Annotated in this window: 17 protein-coding genes; 8 read left to right on the top strand and 9 right to left on the bottom strand. The window is 57.9% G+C overall.

The window, feature by feature from the left end; all coding sequences use genetic code 11:
• Positions 1-99: 99 nt before the first annotated feature.
• Complete coding sequence (gene hslV / locus AB1L30_RS05940) at positions 100-639, top strand: ATP-dependent protease subunit HslV (protein WP_367012511.1); 540 nt, start codon at positions 100-102, stop codon at positions 637-639.
• Positions 639-1,982, top strand: a complete 1,344-nt coding sequence (gene hslU / locus AB1L30_RS05935) for an ATP-dependent protease ATPase subunit HslU (protein ID WP_345095679.1) — start codon at positions 639-641, stop codon at positions 1,980-1,982. Before hslV ends, hslU begins: the two co-directional genes overlap by 1 nt.
• Positions 1,983-2,013: 31 nt before the next feature.
• On the opposite strand, the gene tsaE is transcribed toward hslU, so the two are convergent.
• The 7 genes from tsaE to AB1L30_RS05900 form a co-directional block, all read right to left on the bottom strand.
• The gene (gene tsaE, locus AB1L30_RS05930; protein WP_367012510.1) at positions 2,014-2,502 is read right to left on the bottom strand and encodes a tRNA (adenosine(37)-N6)-threonylcarbamoyltransferase complex ATPase subunit type 1 TsaE; all 489 of its coding nucleotides are present in this window, start codon (positions 2,500-2,502) and stop codon (positions 2,014-2,016) included.
• 14 nt (positions 2,503-2,516) lie between these two features.
• A complete protein-coding gene (locus AB1L30_RS05925) occupies positions 2,517-3,434 on the bottom strand; it encodes a thiamine-phosphate kinase (RefSeq protein WP_367012509.1) in 918 nt (305 codons plus the stop codon).
• Positions 3,435-3,619: 185 nt separating this feature from the next.
• Positions 3,620-4,987, bottom strand: coding sequence for a trypsin-like peptidase domain-containing protein (locus tag AB1L30_RS05920; RefSeq protein ID WP_367012508.1), 1,368 nt, complete (start codon positions 4,985-4,987; stop codon positions 3,620-3,622).
• A 324-nt stretch (positions 4,988-5,311) separates the two neighbouring features.
• Positions 5,312-6,001, bottom strand: coding sequence for a hypothetical protein (locus tag AB1L30_RS05915; RefSeq protein ID WP_367012507.1), 690 nt, complete (start codon positions 5,999-6,001; stop codon positions 5,312-5,314).
• A gap of 182 nt (positions 6,002-6,183) precedes the next feature.
• Positions 6,184-6,423, bottom strand: coding sequence for a membrane protein insertion efficiency factor YidD (gene yidD / locus AB1L30_RS05910; protein WP_345095669.1), 240 nt, complete (start codon positions 6,421-6,423; stop codon positions 6,184-6,186).
• Positions 6,420-6,833, bottom strand: coding sequence for a ribonuclease P protein component (gene rnpA / locus AB1L30_RS05905; protein WP_367012506.1), 414 nt, complete (start codon positions 6,831-6,833; stop codon positions 6,420-6,422). The genes yidD and rnpA overlap by 4 nt, the downstream gene beginning before the upstream one ends.
• Before the next feature lie 9 nt (positions 6,834-6,842).
• Positions 6,843-7,814 (bottom strand): J domain-containing protein, encoded by a 972-nt coding sequence (locus AB1L30_RS05900; RefSeq protein WP_367012505.1) that lies wholly within the window; start codon positions 7,812-7,814, stop codon positions 6,843-6,845.
• Positions 7,815-8,016: 202 nt separating this feature from the next.
• Between AB1L30_RS05900 and AB1L30_RS05895 the strand changes: the two genes are divergently transcribed.
• The 6 genes from AB1L30_RS05895 (at position 8,017) to fliG (ending at position 13,975) form a co-directional block, all read left to right on the top strand.
• Positions 8,017-9,546, top strand: coding sequence for a hypothetical protein (locus tag AB1L30_RS05895; protein ID WP_367012504.1), 1,530 nt, complete (start codon positions 8,017-8,019; stop codon positions 9,544-9,546).
• 141 nt (positions 9,547-9,687) lie between these two features.
• Positions 9,688-10,593: an alpha/beta fold hydrolase gene (locus AB1L30_RS05890; protein ID WP_367012503.1), complete on the top strand. Its 906-nt coding sequence runs from the start codon at positions 9,688-9,690 to the stop codon at positions 10,591-10,593.
• Positions 10,590-11,447, top strand: a complete 858-nt coding sequence (locus AB1L30_RS05885; RefSeq protein ID WP_367012502.1) for a triphosphoribosyl-dephospho-CoA synthase — start codon at positions 10,590-10,592, stop codon at positions 11,445-11,447. The genes AB1L30_RS05890 and AB1L30_RS05885 overlap by 4 nt, the downstream gene beginning before the upstream one ends.
• Positions 11,448-11,482: 35 nt before the next feature.
• Positions 11,483-11,968: a 6-pyruvoyl tetrahydropterin synthase family protein gene (locus AB1L30_RS05880; RefSeq protein WP_367012501.1), complete on the top strand. Its 486-nt coding sequence runs from the start codon at positions 11,483-11,485 to the stop codon at positions 11,966-11,968.
• A 270-nt stretch (positions 11,969-12,238) separates the two neighbouring features.
• Positions 12,239-12,718, top strand: coding sequence for a chemotaxis protein CheX (locus AB1L30_RS05875; RefSeq protein WP_367012593.1), 480 nt, complete (start codon positions 12,239-12,241; stop codon positions 12,716-12,718).
• Between the two features lie 231 nt (positions 12,719-12,949).
• Positions 12,950-13,975: a flagellar motor switch protein FliG gene (gene fliG, locus AB1L30_RS05870; protein WP_367012500.1), complete on the top strand. Its 1,026-nt coding sequence runs from the start codon at positions 12,950-12,952 to the stop codon at positions 13,973-13,975.
• A gap of 2 nt (positions 13,976-13,977) precedes the next feature.
• Here fliG and AB1L30_RS05865 read toward each other — a convergent pair whose 3' ends face one another.
• Both AB1L30_RS05865 and AB1L30_RS05860 read right to left on the bottom strand, forming a co-directional pair.
• Positions 13,978-15,243 (bottom strand): hypothetical protein, encoded by a 1,266-nt coding sequence (locus AB1L30_RS05865; RefSeq protein WP_367012499.1) that lies wholly within the window; start codon positions 15,241-15,243, stop codon positions 13,978-13,980.
• A gap of 80 nt (positions 15,244-15,323) precedes the next feature.
• Entirely contained in the window at positions 15,324-16,586 is a 1,263-nt protein-coding gene (locus AB1L30_RS05860) for a hypothetical protein (protein ID WP_367012498.1), read from the bottom strand.
• Between the last annotated feature and the right edge of the window lie 65 nt (positions 16,587-16,651).

Genomic DNA, 16,651 nt, shown 5'->3' with positions numbered 1-16,651 from the left:
GCGGTAGACGCTCCTAGCCGCTGGGGGAAATATGCGACAAAATACATCGCATCTGATATCAGCCTAGCAATCGCAGAGAAAGCTCGCGAGGACTACCCCATGCGAATTCGTTCGACCACCATTCTGGCGGTTCGTCACAATGGCGAAGTTGCCATCGGCGGCGATGGCCAAGTTACCATGAACACCAGCGTCATGAAATCCGACGCTTCGAAGATTCGCCCGTTGCTGGGTGGGAAGGTCTGGTGTGGATTTGCCGGCTCGACTGCCGACGCGTTCGCATTGCTCGAACGCTTTGAATCGATGCTCAAAGATTATCCCGGCAATGTCCCCAAAGCCGCGACCGAGCTTGCCAAGCAGTGGCGAACCGACCGCGCGATGCGTCGCCTGGAAGCGTTGATGGTGGTGGTCGATGCCCAGCAGACGTTGCTCCTTTCCGGGACCGGCGACGTCATTCAGCCGACCGACGGCATCCTGGGGATCGGCTCTGGCGGAAACTATGCCACCGCGGCGGCCAAGGCATTGGTCAAACATAGTTCGCTCTCGGCTGAAGAGATCGTGCTGGCCAGTTTGAAGATCGCCGCCGACATCGATATCTATACCAACGACAACATCAAAATTCATCGCGTGGAGGCCGTTTAATGTCGTCGACGAATCAGGACCTCACTCCGCGAGAAATTGTCGGCCTGCTCGATGCCGACATTGTTGGACAAAACGAAGCGAAGCGGGCCGTGGCGATCGCCGTGCGGAATCGCTGGCGCCGCAAGAACCTGCCCGGGGAACTGCAGCAGGAAGTCTCGCCCAAGAATATCTTGATGATCGGTCCCACCGGCGTCGGGAAAACCGAGATCGCACGCCGACTGGCGAAGCTGACCGGGGCTCCATTCATCAAGATCGAAGCGACCAAGTTCACCGAAGTGGGCTACTATGGTCGCGACGTTGAAAGCATGGTCCGCGAACTGGTCGACAATGCGATTGCGATCGTCCGAGAAACCGAGAAGGAAGCGGTTCAAGAGGATGCCAAGAAACGAGCCGAGAAACGTTTGCTCGACTTGCTGATCTCGCCTCGGCCACCACACACGGCGACTGAACCGGAAGAGATCGAGAAGCACGAGCGTTCGCGCGAACGGATGAAACAGATGCTCGAAGCAGGTCAAATGGAAGACCGCAACGTCGAGTTGATGATCGAACAAAAGGGTTCGCCCGTCATGCTCAGCGGTATGGGTATGGAGCAGATGGACATGGATCTGCAGGGCATGCTCGAGAAAATCATGCCCAAGAACACGGCCCGTCGCGAGATGACGGTCGCCGATGCTCGCAAGGTATTGGTCGAGCAAGAGATCGAGGCGCTGCTCGATAAAGAACGGATTCACGAAGCGGCGATCAAGCTGGCCGAGAACCTGGGGATTATCTTCCTCGACGAGATCGACAAAATCGTGGCCAACGAAGGGAAAGGTGGCAACGACGTTTCCCGGCAGGGTGTGCAGCGCGATCTGTTGCCGATCGTGGAAGGAACGACGGTTCAAACCAAGTATGGTTACGTCAACACCGATCACGTGATGTTCATTGCCGCCGGGGCGTTTCATAAAGTCAGCCCCAGCGATCTGATGCCGGAACTGCAAGGTCGCTTTCCGATTCGGGTCGAGCTTTCGGACTTGACCAAGGAAGACTTCGTGCGAATTCTGACCGAACCGAAGTCTTCCCTGATGCGACAATACGTTGAACTAATGAAGACAGAAGAAGTCGCCGTTCATTTCACGGAAGATGCCCTGGAAGAGATCGCGTCGTATGCGTTCCAGGTCAATCAAACGACGCAGAACATCGGTGCCCGGCGGTTGTATACCATCATGGAACGGCTGCTTGAGGAACTGAGCTTCGAAGCCCCCGATATGCGGTACGCCACCGTCGAGATCAATGCGGCGTACGTCAAGCAGCGTCTGGACGATGTGAGCAAAGATGAAGACCTGAGCCGGTTCATCTTGTAACCGGCTCTCGCCAGAACGAGCCACTGGCAGCCTAGGCGGCGCCGGTGGCTTCCAGGGCATCTTTCACCTGCAGCGGAATGTTCTCCAGTTCCGCCCCCACCGAAGCGATCGTGAACATGCGCGTCGTCTCGCCGAGGACTTCGATATCGACTCGTAGATAATCACGCGGCAGGCAGTTGGCGACCCGGTCGGCCCATTCCAGCAGGGTGATGCCTTCGGAATCGAAGTATTCTTCCGGACCCAGTTCCAGAAATTCGTCGTCGTCTTTGATGCGATAGACGTCGAAGTGATACAGCGTCTTGCCGCCGAAGTAACGCTGCATGATGACGAAGGTCGGGCTGATCACGTCTTCGGCCGGAATCCCCAGCGCCGAGGCCATCGCCTTGACCAGGCGAGTCTTGCCGGCACCAAGCGTGCCATTCAGCGAAACGACCGTCCCGGGCGGAATCAAGTCGGCCAGGACGTGGCCAAGCTGTTGGGTTTGTTCTTCGCTGGATGCTTCCCAGGTAATCGTGCTCATCGCGGTCGGTGGGGTTATTGGTGAGAGAAACCTTCTGGCAAAAGGGGCTGGCGTGTCCCTTCCAGATCGATCAGCATCAGGGGAGATGCTTCGCGAACGGTACCTATTTTGGTTACCGGAACGCTTTCGGTCCACTGGGTGGCGAGGCGATCCATCTGCTCGGCGGGCAAGGTGAACAGCAGTTCGAAGTCTTCGCCATCGTTCAAGGCATGCCACCAGGCTGGTTTGCCGGTTTGCTTGCTCCGCTGGTGGGCGGCGTCGCTGATCGGCAGCAGGCGGGCATCGATCTCGGCCCCTACCCTGCTCTGCTGGCAGAGTCGCGGCAGGTCGATCGAAATCCCATCGCTAATATCCATGCCGGCCGTCAGATGAAAGTTCTGGTGCAACTCCAACGCTTCACGAATACGTGGCTCGAAACTCAGGTGGTGACCGAGGATGCTTCCTCCCAGCTTGCCGGTGACGGCGATCGCGTCGCCAGGTTGGGCTCCTTGACGAAGCAGCGGCTGCGGGCCGGGACAGCGGCCCAAGACGGTTACGCTCACCGCGACCTTGCCGGGCCAACTGTTGGTATCGCCACCGATGATGGGGCAGCCATACGTTTCGGCGAGCTGAGCGGCTCCCTCGTAGATTCCTTTCGCCAAGCCCAGCGAGGACTCGCCTTGCGGCAGAAGCAGCGTGAGTAGTGCTCCTACGGGCTCGCAGGCCATCGCCGCAATGTCGCTCAGGTTGATCGCCAACGCCTTTCGACCAATCTGCTGCGGGGTGACTTCGTGCAGCAGGAAGTCGGTTTCATCCGAGATCAAGTCGGTGCAGACCACCAGCTTCTGCTCGGCCCCCCACGACAGCATGGCGGCATCGTCCCCGATCCCGACGCTGCCAGCGGCAAGCGAGGTCGATTGATTGGCGAGAAACTGAAGGAACGCCTGTTCCACGAACCAAACCCTTCCCAAGGAGGAAACCAGAAACCGCCGCAATTATAAGTCAGCGGCGGCGATTGCCGAAGGGTGCGACCGGTGCCGGGAAACTTGTCCCAAGAACGCACTCAGGGCACGACCAACCGCAGGAAGGTTAGTCGTGCCCTGAGTGGTGCCTGGCCGCGAAGCCAGAGCCCGGTAGTTTATCGTTGCGTGATTTGCTGAGTGGCTGCCAGGCTGATGTCGCCGTACAGGGTATCCCGTTCTCGCAGAATGTAGAACCGGATGGCACCTCGTTGCGTGACCGACTTGTTCTTCAAGATGTAGTCGAGGTTCTCGTACGAGATCGTTTCCCAGTCGTGCATGCCAACCAGGATGTCGCCGATCTGGATACCTTCCAGTTCCGCTGGGCTGCCAGCTCGGACGGCGACCACTTGCAGGCCACCACGGTAACGCGTGGCCAACTGGGCGAAGTCTCGTTCTGGCATCGATTTGACTCGCACTCCCATCGTACGCCATGCCAGGTCCGAAACGTTGGTGGCACCGCTGAGGCTCTTCACCACGATCGCCAGTTGCTTGTCGCTTTCGCCCGAGCGGTCGACGTTGAGCGAGATTTCTTCGCCGAGGGTGCGGTTCAGCAGGGCCAGTTCGACGTCCAACTGGCGTTCGATCTTTTGGCCGGCCAGCTCGGTCAGGGTGTCGCCAATTCGCAGGCCAGCTGCGTCGGCGGGGCTGTCCTTTTCGACGCCAGTGATCTTGAAGACCGGACGGTCGTTTTCCCACAGAGTCTTGCCGCGGATGCCGTGATACTGATCGCTCATGCGTTCGGTCGACATCATGCGGGAAGAGATTTCCATGACGGTGTCGACGGGGATGGCGAAGCCGATGCCCTGGGCACCGACGCGGACAGCAACGTTGATCCCGATCATTTGGCCATCGATATTCAGCAGCGGGCCACCCGAGTTGCCTGGGTTGATGCTGGCATCGGTCTGGATCAGGTCGTCGTACTTCTGGTTCTCGGTGACCTGGACGCTGCGGTGCAACGCACTGATGATCCCGCGAGTGACCGAGTTTTCGTATCCGTAGGCGTTGCCAACCGCGATGACCGTTTCGCCGGGCATCAAGTCGGTCGACTTGCCAATGGTGATGCAAGGAAGTTCATCTTCGGCATCGACCTTAATCACGGCCAGGTCGGTCGTCAGGTCGTGCGCGATCAGGCGAGCGATCAGCGTTTCGCCGTTATTGAAGGTGACCTGAATGCGGCGAACGCCATCGACCACGTGGTGGTTGGTGACAATGAATCCGCGACGGTCAATGATGACACCGGTACCCATGCCATTCACCTGGCGTGGGGTATCTCCGCCGACAGCACTGACAGCGGCCACGGTCTTGTGCCCGTGGATGTTCACGATCGATTCCTTCGCCGACTGGACCGCCTTGACGATCGGAGTCATGCGAAGCTCGGAGGCGTGAGCGAAGCTGCCGGAGAAAGCAGGCGAATAGCACACCGTAGCTGCGAGCAAGAGCCAGCACAGACGAACGGCGAGGTTATTCATAGAGGGTGAACGCATAGATCTCTCGTCTTTCGGCAACCCGGAGCGTCGTCGATACCTGTTGGAATGGCACCGCAGCTCCGATCGTTGCTTTCGACAGGCGGAGAGATGGATTAGCGGGCCGAAAGGTGTCATCGGAAGTCTCCCCTCGGTCCCTTCATCCCTCCCGGGTTGGGCCGCAGAGTCGACCTAGATTACCAGCAAGAAGGCCCTTTGTGCGCTAATTGTGCGGTCTGGGTAATGCAGTCCATGCCAGCGCAGCGACTGCATATCGGTCGAGTTGGATGTTTCGTACCGCGCAAGCATTCGCGGCGGTCAAGAATGAAGGGAAACGAGCCCGAACTATTCGAGTTCGATCGACTTCCACTTGCTCGAGATTGGCCGAACGGGTGCGTTCAGCGTGATCGGTGTGGCGACACGCAGATCTTCGTCCAGCGTCTTTGGCGCGTTTTCGTCGCCGGAAGGTTGTTCGGTCATACGGTCGTGGGTAGGCATCTGCTGCGGCATCGGCTTGGCCATCTTCGATGGCAAGGGACGCGGCTGCTCGTCCGTATAGATCACCTGGTTCGAGAAGACCGGGTGGGTGGGAACCGGATTGAATCGCGAGTGAGGAGGAATCAGCGGGGCGACCGCCGGAACGCGTTCCTCTTTCTTAGCACGATGCATCCACCACAACGCTTTCAGGCGATGATGCCATCCGAGCGAAATACCATTCGACTCGGGCGGGCAGTCTCCTTCGCAAGCTTCGCCGGCAGGTGCCATGGCCAGTTCGGCAAGTTTTGCCGGTGGCTTGGCAACTTCCTCAGCCATTTCGCCCTCGGTCACTTCCGAAAGCAGCGGAACCGGAGGTGGCTCGAGCTGCGGATCGGTCACCGATCCAAGTGCTGGCATGGCGTGTTCCGGAGCGGCACAGGTCGCCATCGTCGGTTGATCGGGGAAGTGGACATCGTCGTAGCGAACCGAGACGCACCCGCTTTTCAGCAAGATTGCGACGGTAATCAGCGCGACAAGTTTCTTCCCGTACAGCCGCATCGCGGATGCCACTCCCTGGCAGTCAGCAAAGATGGTTGCTCCCCCTTCCGCATCTCTGCGAAAGCACACTCTCATGTATCGGTGGAGATGAGTGGAATCTTTTGCGTAACCGGCAAACTTTGCCAAGGGGCGCTGCTAGCGAGAGATCGGGCGTCGTTTGTTGCGCGATAGCCGTTGGGTGGCTATGGAGGATCGAAGCCGCTCTTACAGAGTGGGTTGCAGCGCAGGATGCGATAGGCCCCGCGGATCGCTCCCGAGACCGGTCCGTATTTACGGACGGCCTGGATGAAGTAGTTGCTGCAGCTTGGTTGGAAGCGACACTGCTGACCGACCCAGGGGCTGAGGGTGTATTGATAGCACCGCACCAGGAAGATCATCACTTCGGCCAGCAAAGCCCGACTGGCGGCAAATAGAAACATCATGGACTGGGCTTTCCAGAAGAAGGTTGCCCGGTGCTTCCGTGGTTGCGTTTCCATTTCCGCACCGCGCGATGGGCCAGCTGCACCAGTCCATTTTCGAGGTCAGCAAAGCCAGGATGCATCTTCGATTGGGGCAGCACCACGAAGTCGAACCCACGGGGAAGCTTCTCGCGATTGATGCGGAACACTTCGCGTAGTCGCCGCTTCCAGCGATTCCGCTGCACGGCATTGCCGATCTTCTTTTTGGCCACGACCAGGCCCAAACGACAGACTCCCAGATCGTTGCGGGCCGCATAGACCACCAGCCAGCCGTTGCCGGCGGAAGATCGGCGGGTGAATACCGCGTCGAAATCGGCCGGCGTTTTCAAACGAAGCTCGGCCGAAAATCGTTGAGACTTTTCCGTCACACGCATGCCTTCCACTTACCAGCGCAGGTCCTTGCGAGGATCTTCCGGATGCTGGCTGGCGAACTTTTCGACCGCTTCCTTCAGTTCTTCGGTCGGATTTTCAGGCATGGCAACCTGCAGCACGACATAAAGGTCGCCAGGTTCGCCAGAAGCAGCCGGCACGCCCTGGCCGCGAACACGCAAGCGTCGTCCGCTGGAACTGCCTGCGGGGATCTTCATAGTGACGGTGCCAGCCGGCGTCGGAACATCGACCGAGCCACCCAGCAGTGCTTCGCCCAGGGTAATCGGAACAGTGACTTCCAAGTCTTTGCCGGTGCGGGTGAAGTATTTATGTGCGTCGACGTGGATCCGAATAAGCAGGTCGCCTGCCGGTCCGCCATTGGGGCTCGGATCGCCTTGGCCGCGAAGACGGATCTTCTTGCCATCTTCGATGCCAGGAGGAATCTTGGCGGTCAGCCGTTCCATTTCGCCGTTGGGACGACGAACGTTCAGGTTGATCTCGCCACCTTCCATTGCCTGCTTGAAGGGGACGTTCACGTCGTGCTGCAGATCGTTGCCCCGCATCGGTTGCGCCTGGCGACGACGACCTCCGCCGCCTCCACCGAATCCGCCACCGAACATGTCGGCAAAGCCTCCGCCGCCACCTCCGCCGAAGAGATCGCCCAGGTCGAACTCGAACTGGGATCCTCCGGGGCCGCCAGGACCACCTTGCGATCGCCATTGGTGGAAACCACCAGGACCGCCGCCCGGTCCGCCGGCTCCCATGTGTTCGTAATTACTGCCGAACTGGTCGTACTTCTTCCGCTTTTCGGCATCCCCGATGACGTCGTAGGCGTTCTGAATTTCCTTGAACTTGGTCTTCGCAGCCTCGTCGTCGGGGTTCAGGTCGGGATGATACTTCTGAGCCAGTTTCTTGTAGGCCTTCCGGATCTCTTCCTGAGTCGCGGAACGAGAAACGCCCAAAATTTGATAGTAGTCTTCAGCCATGAACTTCTACGATTTCGCCTAACTGATGTTCTGAAAACAACTTCCAACACATTAGCAGGGTTCGTTTCGCCCGATTTAAAGCATCCGGCGGAACCCCCTGCAAGCTATTCTATACTTGGAAGCCGCTCTGGGGAGAGCGGCCGATTATCCCATATCTGATCAAGCGGCACACGCGCCGCCTATTCAAATAGCTGTCTTTGCCATGCTTTTATCTTCGGTATTCGTCTTCCTTCGCCATTGCTTGGCCCTGGCGGCACTGCTGCTGATGCCAACCATTTTGCTGGCTGCCTACGCCGAATACGAATTGCGCGTGGTCGATGCCGAGACGCAACTGCCATGCTCGGCGAAGATTCGGATTTTGAACTCTCGCGAAAAAGCCCAGCGAATTGACGGGGCATTGATGATCGACGGAACGGCCTATTTCACAGGCAGTTTGAAGATGAAACTGCGGCCAGGGCCATACAACTTTCGTCTCGATGCCGGGCCAGAATATCCCTTCATGGAAGGATCGTTCATCCTCAATTCTGGCGACACCGACAACCGGACGATCGAACTGAAACGCTTCATCGACATGAAGAAGGAGGGCTGGTATCCCGGCAACGTGGCACTTTCTGGTGGCACGAAAGACCTGGAAACGATCATGCTGGCCGACGATTTGGTGCTGGGAACGCAGATCACCTGGAACAATCAAATCAATCCGTGGGCCGGGCGACCGATCACCAAATTACGCGATGAATTCGGGACATTTCGTTCTCTGTGGGAGATGGGGGGCGAAGATGCCCGAGCCGGCGGCAAGCTGTGGTTCTCTCGAATGAACGAACCACTGCCGGTGCAGCGGCTGCAGCCAGAGTACCCTGCGGCAACGTTCTTCGAGGCCGATTTGAAGAAGGCTCACGTCACCGCGGCCAGTCCTTTGGAACCGGACCTGCCACTGTGGATCTCGCACGATCTGCTCGATTCGATTGCCATTTTAGGCCCGGAAATCGAAGGCTATACATTCTCGGACAAGCATCCGCTGGCCGAAGAAGCAGGCAAAATCCGCAAGGGAGATGTCACCGGCAAGGCTCGGCTGGCACTCGATATCTATTACAAACTGCTGGAAACTGGGGTGCGAATCCCTCCCGTTGCTGCCAATGGCACCAATGAAGACGCCGAGTCATCGCGACTCGATCGCGTGTACGCCCAGGTCGAAGGGACCTATTCGCCCGATGCCTGGTGGGATGCGATCGACGCCGGAAATCTGTTCGTCACCAACGGTCCGTTGTTAAGGGCGAGCGTTGAAGGGTATCCGCCGGGGCACGTTTTCCCGATCAATATCGGCGAAAAGCACGAATTTCAGATCGCCTTGAGCCTCGCCACGCGGCAGCGGATTGCCTATCTGGAAGTGATCAAGAACGGCAAGAAGGAGATCGAGGTCTCGCTCGACGAATATAAGGACCGACGTGGGATTCTGCCGCCGCTCGAATTCAGCGACTCGGGATGGTTTCTGGTGCGTGTCGTGACGGAAGAGTCGGGCTATTATCAATACGCCACGACCGCTCCCTTCTTTGTCGAAGCGAACGGACAGCCTCGGATCAGCAAATCGGCGTCGGAATTCTTCCGCGACTGGGTCTTTCGCCGGGCAATGAACATCGATCTTCCCGATGGCGACCAGCGAAACGAGATCATCGATTTGCAGCGCGAAGCCCGCGATTTCTGGCAAAAGCGGGCCAAGATGGCCAACGTGCCGTAGCACTGGCCCCCAACTGCGTGGGTTGGTCGCGAAAGCGAACCCGCCCCCTGCCCTGTGGCTGAGGTGGGCCGCCACCTAGTGATCTCGCTTGGAACCGGTAAACTAGGGGTTTCGATCCTTTCGCGAGACCTCGAATAGACCATGTCCGAGTCGGCCGCTTGGCGCAAGCTATATCCGTTTTCGTCGCATTACCTGGCATTGCCCGATGCGCGGTATCACTACGTCGACGAAGGTTCCGGCCAGCCGATCTTGATGGTGCATGGCAACCCGACCTGGTCGTTCTATTGGCGAAATATCGTCTCGCAGTTTCGGGATCAGTATCGCACGATCGCCGTCGATCACATCGGCTGTGGTCTTTCGGACAAGCCGCAGAACTACAATTATTGCCTGCAGCAGCATATCGATAACCTGGTCACGTTGATCGACCAGCTCGATCTGCGCGACATCAATTTGCTGGTGCACGACTGGGGCGGTGCGATCGGCCTCGGAGCGGCTCTCGCGCGGCCTGATCGATTTGCTCGTCTGGTGCTGTTCAACACCGGTGCGTTTCCGCCGCCATACTGTCCGCTACGGATTCGAGCGTGTCGTATTCCAGGGCTTGGCCCATGGATGGTTCGCACGTTCAATGCCTTTGCCCGACCAGCGTTGACCATGGCGACCGAAAAGCCTGAGAAGTTCACGCCGGACGTTCGTGCCGGGTACATCGCCCCGTACGACAACTATCACAACCGCATCGCGACGGCTCGCTTCGTGCAGGACATTCCGCTGTCGACCAGCCATCCGACGTATGGCGTGCTGAAGCAGATGGAAGAGCGTCTGCCTTCTCTTTCGCACCTGCCGATCCAGTTGATCTGGGGCGCGAAAGACTGGTGCTTCCGCATGGAATGCCTTGAAAGGTTTCAAACGATCTGGCCGACTGCCAGAGCCACCGTTTACGAAGACTGTGGTCACTACGTCGTGGAAGACGCCAGCGAACGTATCGAGCCGCTGCTCCGCAATTTTCTGCAGGAAGAGCCGGAAGCCGCCGCGGCCGAGTTGCCACGATGAGCGATTCCAAAAGGCTCTCGATCGGCCAACTGGCAACGTTGGCTTGCACACTCGAAGTGTGCGCTCCGAAACCTGGCAACGTCCATCGCAGCGCTGATTTTGAAGATGTCACCCTGCAAGACTTTCTCGCCAGTGCGGTCGCGATCGGTCCGATTTTCGATCAGGCCAAGACGTTGCCGCTGGGACAACTGGTATTGCAAGCGGTCGAGGCGACTTCACTGGTCACACGAACCAACACGAACCTGGGCATGATTTTGCTGATGGCACCGTTGGTGGCCGCAGCGGATGAAACCCAGTTGCAGGAAGGTGCCGCGGAAGTCATTCGGCAATCAACCGCCGACGATGCCGCCGCAATTTACGAAGCGATCCGTCTGGCCACGCCTGGCGGGATGGGACAGTCGGACGAACATGATGTCTCCGGCACGGCCCCGTCGCATATCGTCAAGGCGATGCAAATCGCGGCAGATCGCGATCTGGTGGCGCGTCAGTACGTCCAGCGATTTAGCGACGTATTTGATTGGGTGGTCCCACTGCTGCTGGATGAAAGCCGCCAGAAGCTTCCGCTCAGCCATCGGATTGTGCATGCTCATATCGCGTTGATGGCTCGTCTTCCGGATACCTTGATCGCCAGAAAGAATGGGCCAGAATTGGCTCAGCAATGTGCCGTGATGGCCCGGCGGGTGATCGATGCCGGGCCGCCGTTCGAGGACGATTACCTGCAGCAACTAGCCAATCTCGACTTTTGGCTCCGCTGCGATGGTCACAAGCGAAATCCCGGGACCACGGCCGATCTGATCGCGGCCGGCCTGCTGGTCTGCTTGCGACAGAATCAAATCGTCGCCCCGTTTGTTTAGTCGATCGCATTTCCCTTCGCCGAGGATCTCGCCCCATGCCGATTCGTCACTGGGTCAAACTGACCAAAGATCACCTGGTATTCAGCGCGGGACACTTCATTACCTTCGGTGGCAACATCTGCGAGCGTATTCATGGACATAACTACAAGGTCGAAGTCGAACTGCACGGGCCGCTGGACGAGAATCACTACGTCGTCGATTTCATTGCCCTGCGAGACTCGCTGCAGGAAATCGTCAACGGACTCGATCACCGAATGCTGTTACCCACACAGCATCCGACCATCCAGGTTCGCTCGGACGAGAAGGAAGTGACGGCGACCTTTGAGGAGCGACGGTGGGTTTTTCCGAAGGAAGAATGCGTACTGCTGGAGATCCCCAACACCACGACCGAATTGCTGGCTCAATGGATTGGTCAACAGTTACTGTCCCTGCTTGAAAGCCGATTGCAGTGGAAACCCGAAGCTCTGAAGGTCGGAGTTGACGAAAATTACGGTCAGTGGGGTTATTGCGAGTTTTCTTAGTGAAATCGGGCCGGACAATCGTTGCAATCCCTACGGTCGATTTGGCATGCCTTCCTTTTTGCTACATGCCGCTGAACGAATTTTGCATTCCTCGATCGGGGTGGCAAAAAACAGCACTGACGTGAGCAATTTCTGTTTGACCGCGCGTGTGAGCGCTCTATTTTTGGGAGTCTTCCGAGCCACAACCGCTTCACGCCACGCGTCGAAGTCGTAGCCAATGAAGACGGTAGTGTCGCGTCAAAGTAGTCACCTAGAACCTTGGTGTCCAACATGCTGGTCGAATACATCAACCCGTTCATCCGCTCTACGACTGTCACCTTCGACACCATGCTTGGTTGTTCTATTAAACGGGACAAGCTGTGCATGGCCGATCAGGTCAATGAACGCTTTGAGGTTAGCGGCGTGATCGGCCTTTCTGGACGTGCCCAAGGTTCGGTCGTAGTTTTGTTGTCGCAGGAAGTCGCGGTCCACGCGGCTGCCGCAATGCTGATGATGGAACCCAGCGAATTCGATGGCCTGACGGACGACGTTGTCGATGCCGTCGGTGAAATCGCCAACATGGTGGCAGGCTCGGCCAAGGCGGAACTGGAAGAGTTCCAGCTCTCGATCAGCTTGCCAAATGTTGTGGTCGGTCACCCGCCTGACATTCGCTTCCCATCGGAAGTGAAGCCGATCGCCGTGACGTTCGACTGCCCTTGGGGCCCCATGGCCTTGAAGGTTGGTTTCACCCCGCTGCCGGTCATGGCCTAAGCATCGAATCTAATTTAAAAACTCTCAGGCCCGACCCGGTCCTGAGATCGACGCGGCAGCGGAAACCCAGTGGGATTCGGCTGCCGTTTTGCATTTAACGGCTCTCCTTTCGGATGGCTTGAATGCTAGCAGTTGAGCCGCCGAGCGATTTTGACTAATCGTCAAAGTCGAACTTGTCGATCAATACGGATACACGAGCCTCTCATTTCCTGTCGTCCCCTGTCGACTACCATGGCCAAACGCGACCCAAGCCAGCACTTCTCGAACCCAGCGCTCCGCAAGGCTGCCATCATTTTGATGACGCTGCCCGAGGATGAAGCTGCGAAGTTGATGGGGAAGTTGACGCCGAAACAGGTCGAAGCGGTCTGTATCGAGATCGCCCAGCTCGACAACTTGAGCGGTGCCGAGCAAGAGGCCGCAATTCTGGCCTTCGCCGAGCAGAATCCCAACCAACTGGGAGGCGGTGGTGGTGGGATCAACCTGGCGAAAAGCCTGGTGACGAAGGCCCTGGGAAAGAACGCGACTGAAACGCTGGACAACGTCCGCCAGTCGGTCGAATCGGTTCCCTTTGGCTTCTTGCGGAAGGTCGATAGTCAGAACTTACTGACCTTTATCGTGGACGAGCATCCGCAGACGATCGCCCTTATTTTGTCTCACTTGCCTGCTTCGTATGGTGCCGAGTTGATCTCGGGCTTACCGGCCGAGCGGCAGTTATCGGTTATTCGCCGCATTGCCAATATGGGGCAAACCAACCCCGAGGTGATCCGCGAGGTCGAACGCGGGCTGGAAGATCGAATGGCCAGCGTGATGAGCCAGTCGTTCGAAAATGCCGGCGGTATCCCCAGCGTGGCCGAGATCCTCAACGTTACCGACCGCAGCACCGGCAAGGCCCTGCTCGAGAATCTCTCGCAGGAAGATCCAGACCTGGTCGAAGAAATTCGCCGCTTGATGTTCGTCTTCGACGACATTCAAAAGCTGGCCGACAAAGACATCCAAGCGGTCCTCAAGAACGTCGAGACCTCGCAGTGGGCCATGGCACTCAAGGGAGCCAGCCAGGACTTGCGCGACAAGATCGTCGGCAACATGTCGAAACGTGCCGGCGAAATGCTGCTGGAAGAAATGGACTTCCTCGGCTCGGTCAAGCTGTCGGAAGTCGAAGGGGTTCAGCAGCAGATCGTCGATATCGTGCGTCGTCTGGAAGATGCTGGCGAAATCCAGCTCTCGGTTTCGGACGAAGAAGAAATGATGATCCAGTAGCCCTAGGGTTGGCTGCTGGAGGCACTCAAATTCGAACGTCCCCGTTTATTCTCGAGCCATCTTTGGGCATTGTCTCGGCAGATGGGCACCATACCGTCGTAGCTGGGATACCCGATTTTGCCTTCCCGGCTGTAAAGCGAATGGCCGGTGATTTCTTCAAACAGTCGCACGCAGCCATCGCTGCAGCGCATCGGCCAGTAGCCCATTTCATTATGGCGGATCCAGTAGGTGGTGATTTTCATCGGGCGGATGTCGTCCATCCGGCCGACGATCGCCGGCAACGCCGCGCGGCCAAGTTCCTTGAGCTGTACGATCCCGTTCATCGATTTCTGCGTGTCGGTCATGCCATCGTTAGGCCATGGCTGACGATGAATGACCGAAACCCAGAACTCCGCCTGCTGCGATTTGCTCCACCCTTTCATGTCGGGAACTTCAACGACCGATTCAAACGGATCGCGATCGCCAGCCAGCAAGACGTACCCTTCGACCAGCGAGACCACGTGCTCGTAGTCGACGTTGTCCGGCACGCGTGAAATGCGGAGCCAACGTTCGAGCATCTGTTCGTCCGTGATTTCCTCGGAACGCTGGGCCAAAGCATCATTGCGAAGCGTGCGAGCGTAATGCGTCCCCACAAACTGGTTCAAGTTGGAATATTGTTCGCCAGTGACACCAAGCCGCTTCAGATATCTGGGATAGGTTTCTTCCGCGAACTGGTACATCTCGATGGCTTGCTCAAGGTCGCCTTGCGTTAGCAGGATATAAGCGTAGCGGGCAATCTCAAGCACGCCGTCGGCTCGACGCATGTGGGCTGCTTTACGGCGTTCGATTCGGAGAACCGAGCTGGCTCGATTCTGCACGTTCGAGGGGATGACGAGCCAGGCCAGTCGATAGTCGGCCTTTTCCAGTTGTTCGTCGACCAGCTCTTGCTGCAAGTCATAATGAATGCGCGGCCGTTCCGCACCGGATGGCGGTACCGGGAAACGCTTCAGCTCGCCTTGAAAGGTCCGGATCGAAACGAAGCCGGCCGCTTGCTCCAACAGCCAGCCTTCATGCCGCTCGGCCGCGTTGTACGGACCGGTGCCTAGCTCGACCCAGGGCTTCCCTTCCAGTTCGGCGCTATCGGCGACGTCGAATAGGCCTGAGAGCCTTTGGATTCGCGAGATGACCTGAGGGTCAGGTTCTTCCGCCCAGATTTGCCGCTGGCTTGCCTCCAGCGAAACCAGCATCGCCAGCATCGCGACGATGATACCCATTGCTGACCGATTCACCGAAATCCTCCTGTCGTTCCATCCTTCGGTTGTGGGGACGGCTCTATTGTGGAGGTTGCACACCCCACCGGCAACTATTTTTATGGCATTTGCTGGCGTCGCGTTTGTTCTGCATCCCACCAGGCCTGGGCTTTGGCCTGACACTGGGCCGCCACGCCGTCGTAGGTGGGATGATGGGTCTTGGCTTCCCGGTCGAAGATCTGCTGCTTCGTCATATCCTCGAAGATCGTCACGCAGCAGTCGCCATAACGCAGCGGCCAGACATGCATGTGCTGGAAGCGAATATAGCGCGATTGGCACCGCGTCGGACGCATGTCGGTCATGTGCTCGATCAATGTCGGGATGGCGGCGTCGCCGAGCTTCTTCAACTCGAGGGCCGGGTTCACTTCCTTGCGAACGTTTCGCATCAGCAGCGTCGGCATCGACACGTAGTTCCGCAGGTGATACATCCAATAGTCGACTTGTTCCTGCTCGCTGAGCGCGGCGATTTCACGCGGTGAAAGCTCCGGCACGGTTCCTTCTTCCCCGACCAGCAGTTGATAGCCGGCGACGAGGTTCTTCACTTCTTCGTGAAACAAATCGTCCGGCATCATAGCCATCCGCAGCCAGAGGTGGGCGATCTCGCCGAAGGGATGGCGATTGCGTGTCATCAGCACGGACCGCGTGCGGAGCTCGGCGGCGAAGAACCAATCGAGAAACGGATCGAGCTCGACCAGCTCTTCATGAGGCACGCCGCGGATATCGAGGAACGTTTGCTGTTTTTGTTCCAGTTGATCGAACAGCTCCAAGGCATGCTCGCGGTCGTCCTGGATCCACGCCGCGAACGTATAGCGAGCCGTATCGAGCAGCGTTTGAATGGTAATTGCGTTGCGGTCGCGTCGTTTCAACTTCTGGAGGAACTCGCGACTTCGCTGGGCGAAATCGACTTCGCGGTACTCCCAGGCGATCACATAGTCGGACGGCTCAAGGCTGGCGACGTCGAGCTTGCCATTCAAGAGACGCATCAATGCCGGCCTTTGTTGATCTTCCGAAGGATAGCGAAGCCGTCGTAGATCTCCTTGCCAGTCGAGCAGCTGAATCTGATCGGAATCCTGATCGATCACCCACCCTTCGAGCATTTTCGGGACATTGCTCGGGCCTGTTTCGATGACTGCCCAAGGCTTATCGACCAGAAGCTGAGGATCTTCGAGCGAGAGCAAACGCGAGAATCGCGTAATCTGTTCGGCGACCTCAGCGGTGGGCCGAGGGGCTTGCTCGGCAGCGCTGGCGACCGACAACGCTTGCCCGACCAGCAGGCAGATCGAAAGGTTCGTCTGGGCTAGGCTTCGAGCAGGTTGATTCATTACGCCCTCCAGTGGCACATTCCCCAGGCATCAGGAAGCAGTCGGCCAGGTTCGATCTTGCCGAC

It is taken from the genome of Bremerella sp. JC817 (genome assembly GCF_040718835.1).
Classification (GTDB): domain Bacteria; phylum Planctomycetota; class Planctomycetia; order Pirellulales; family Pirellulaceae; genus Bremerella.
Note: the sequence above shows the minus strand (reverse complement) of the source record. Positions and strands in the feature narration are given on the sequence as shown.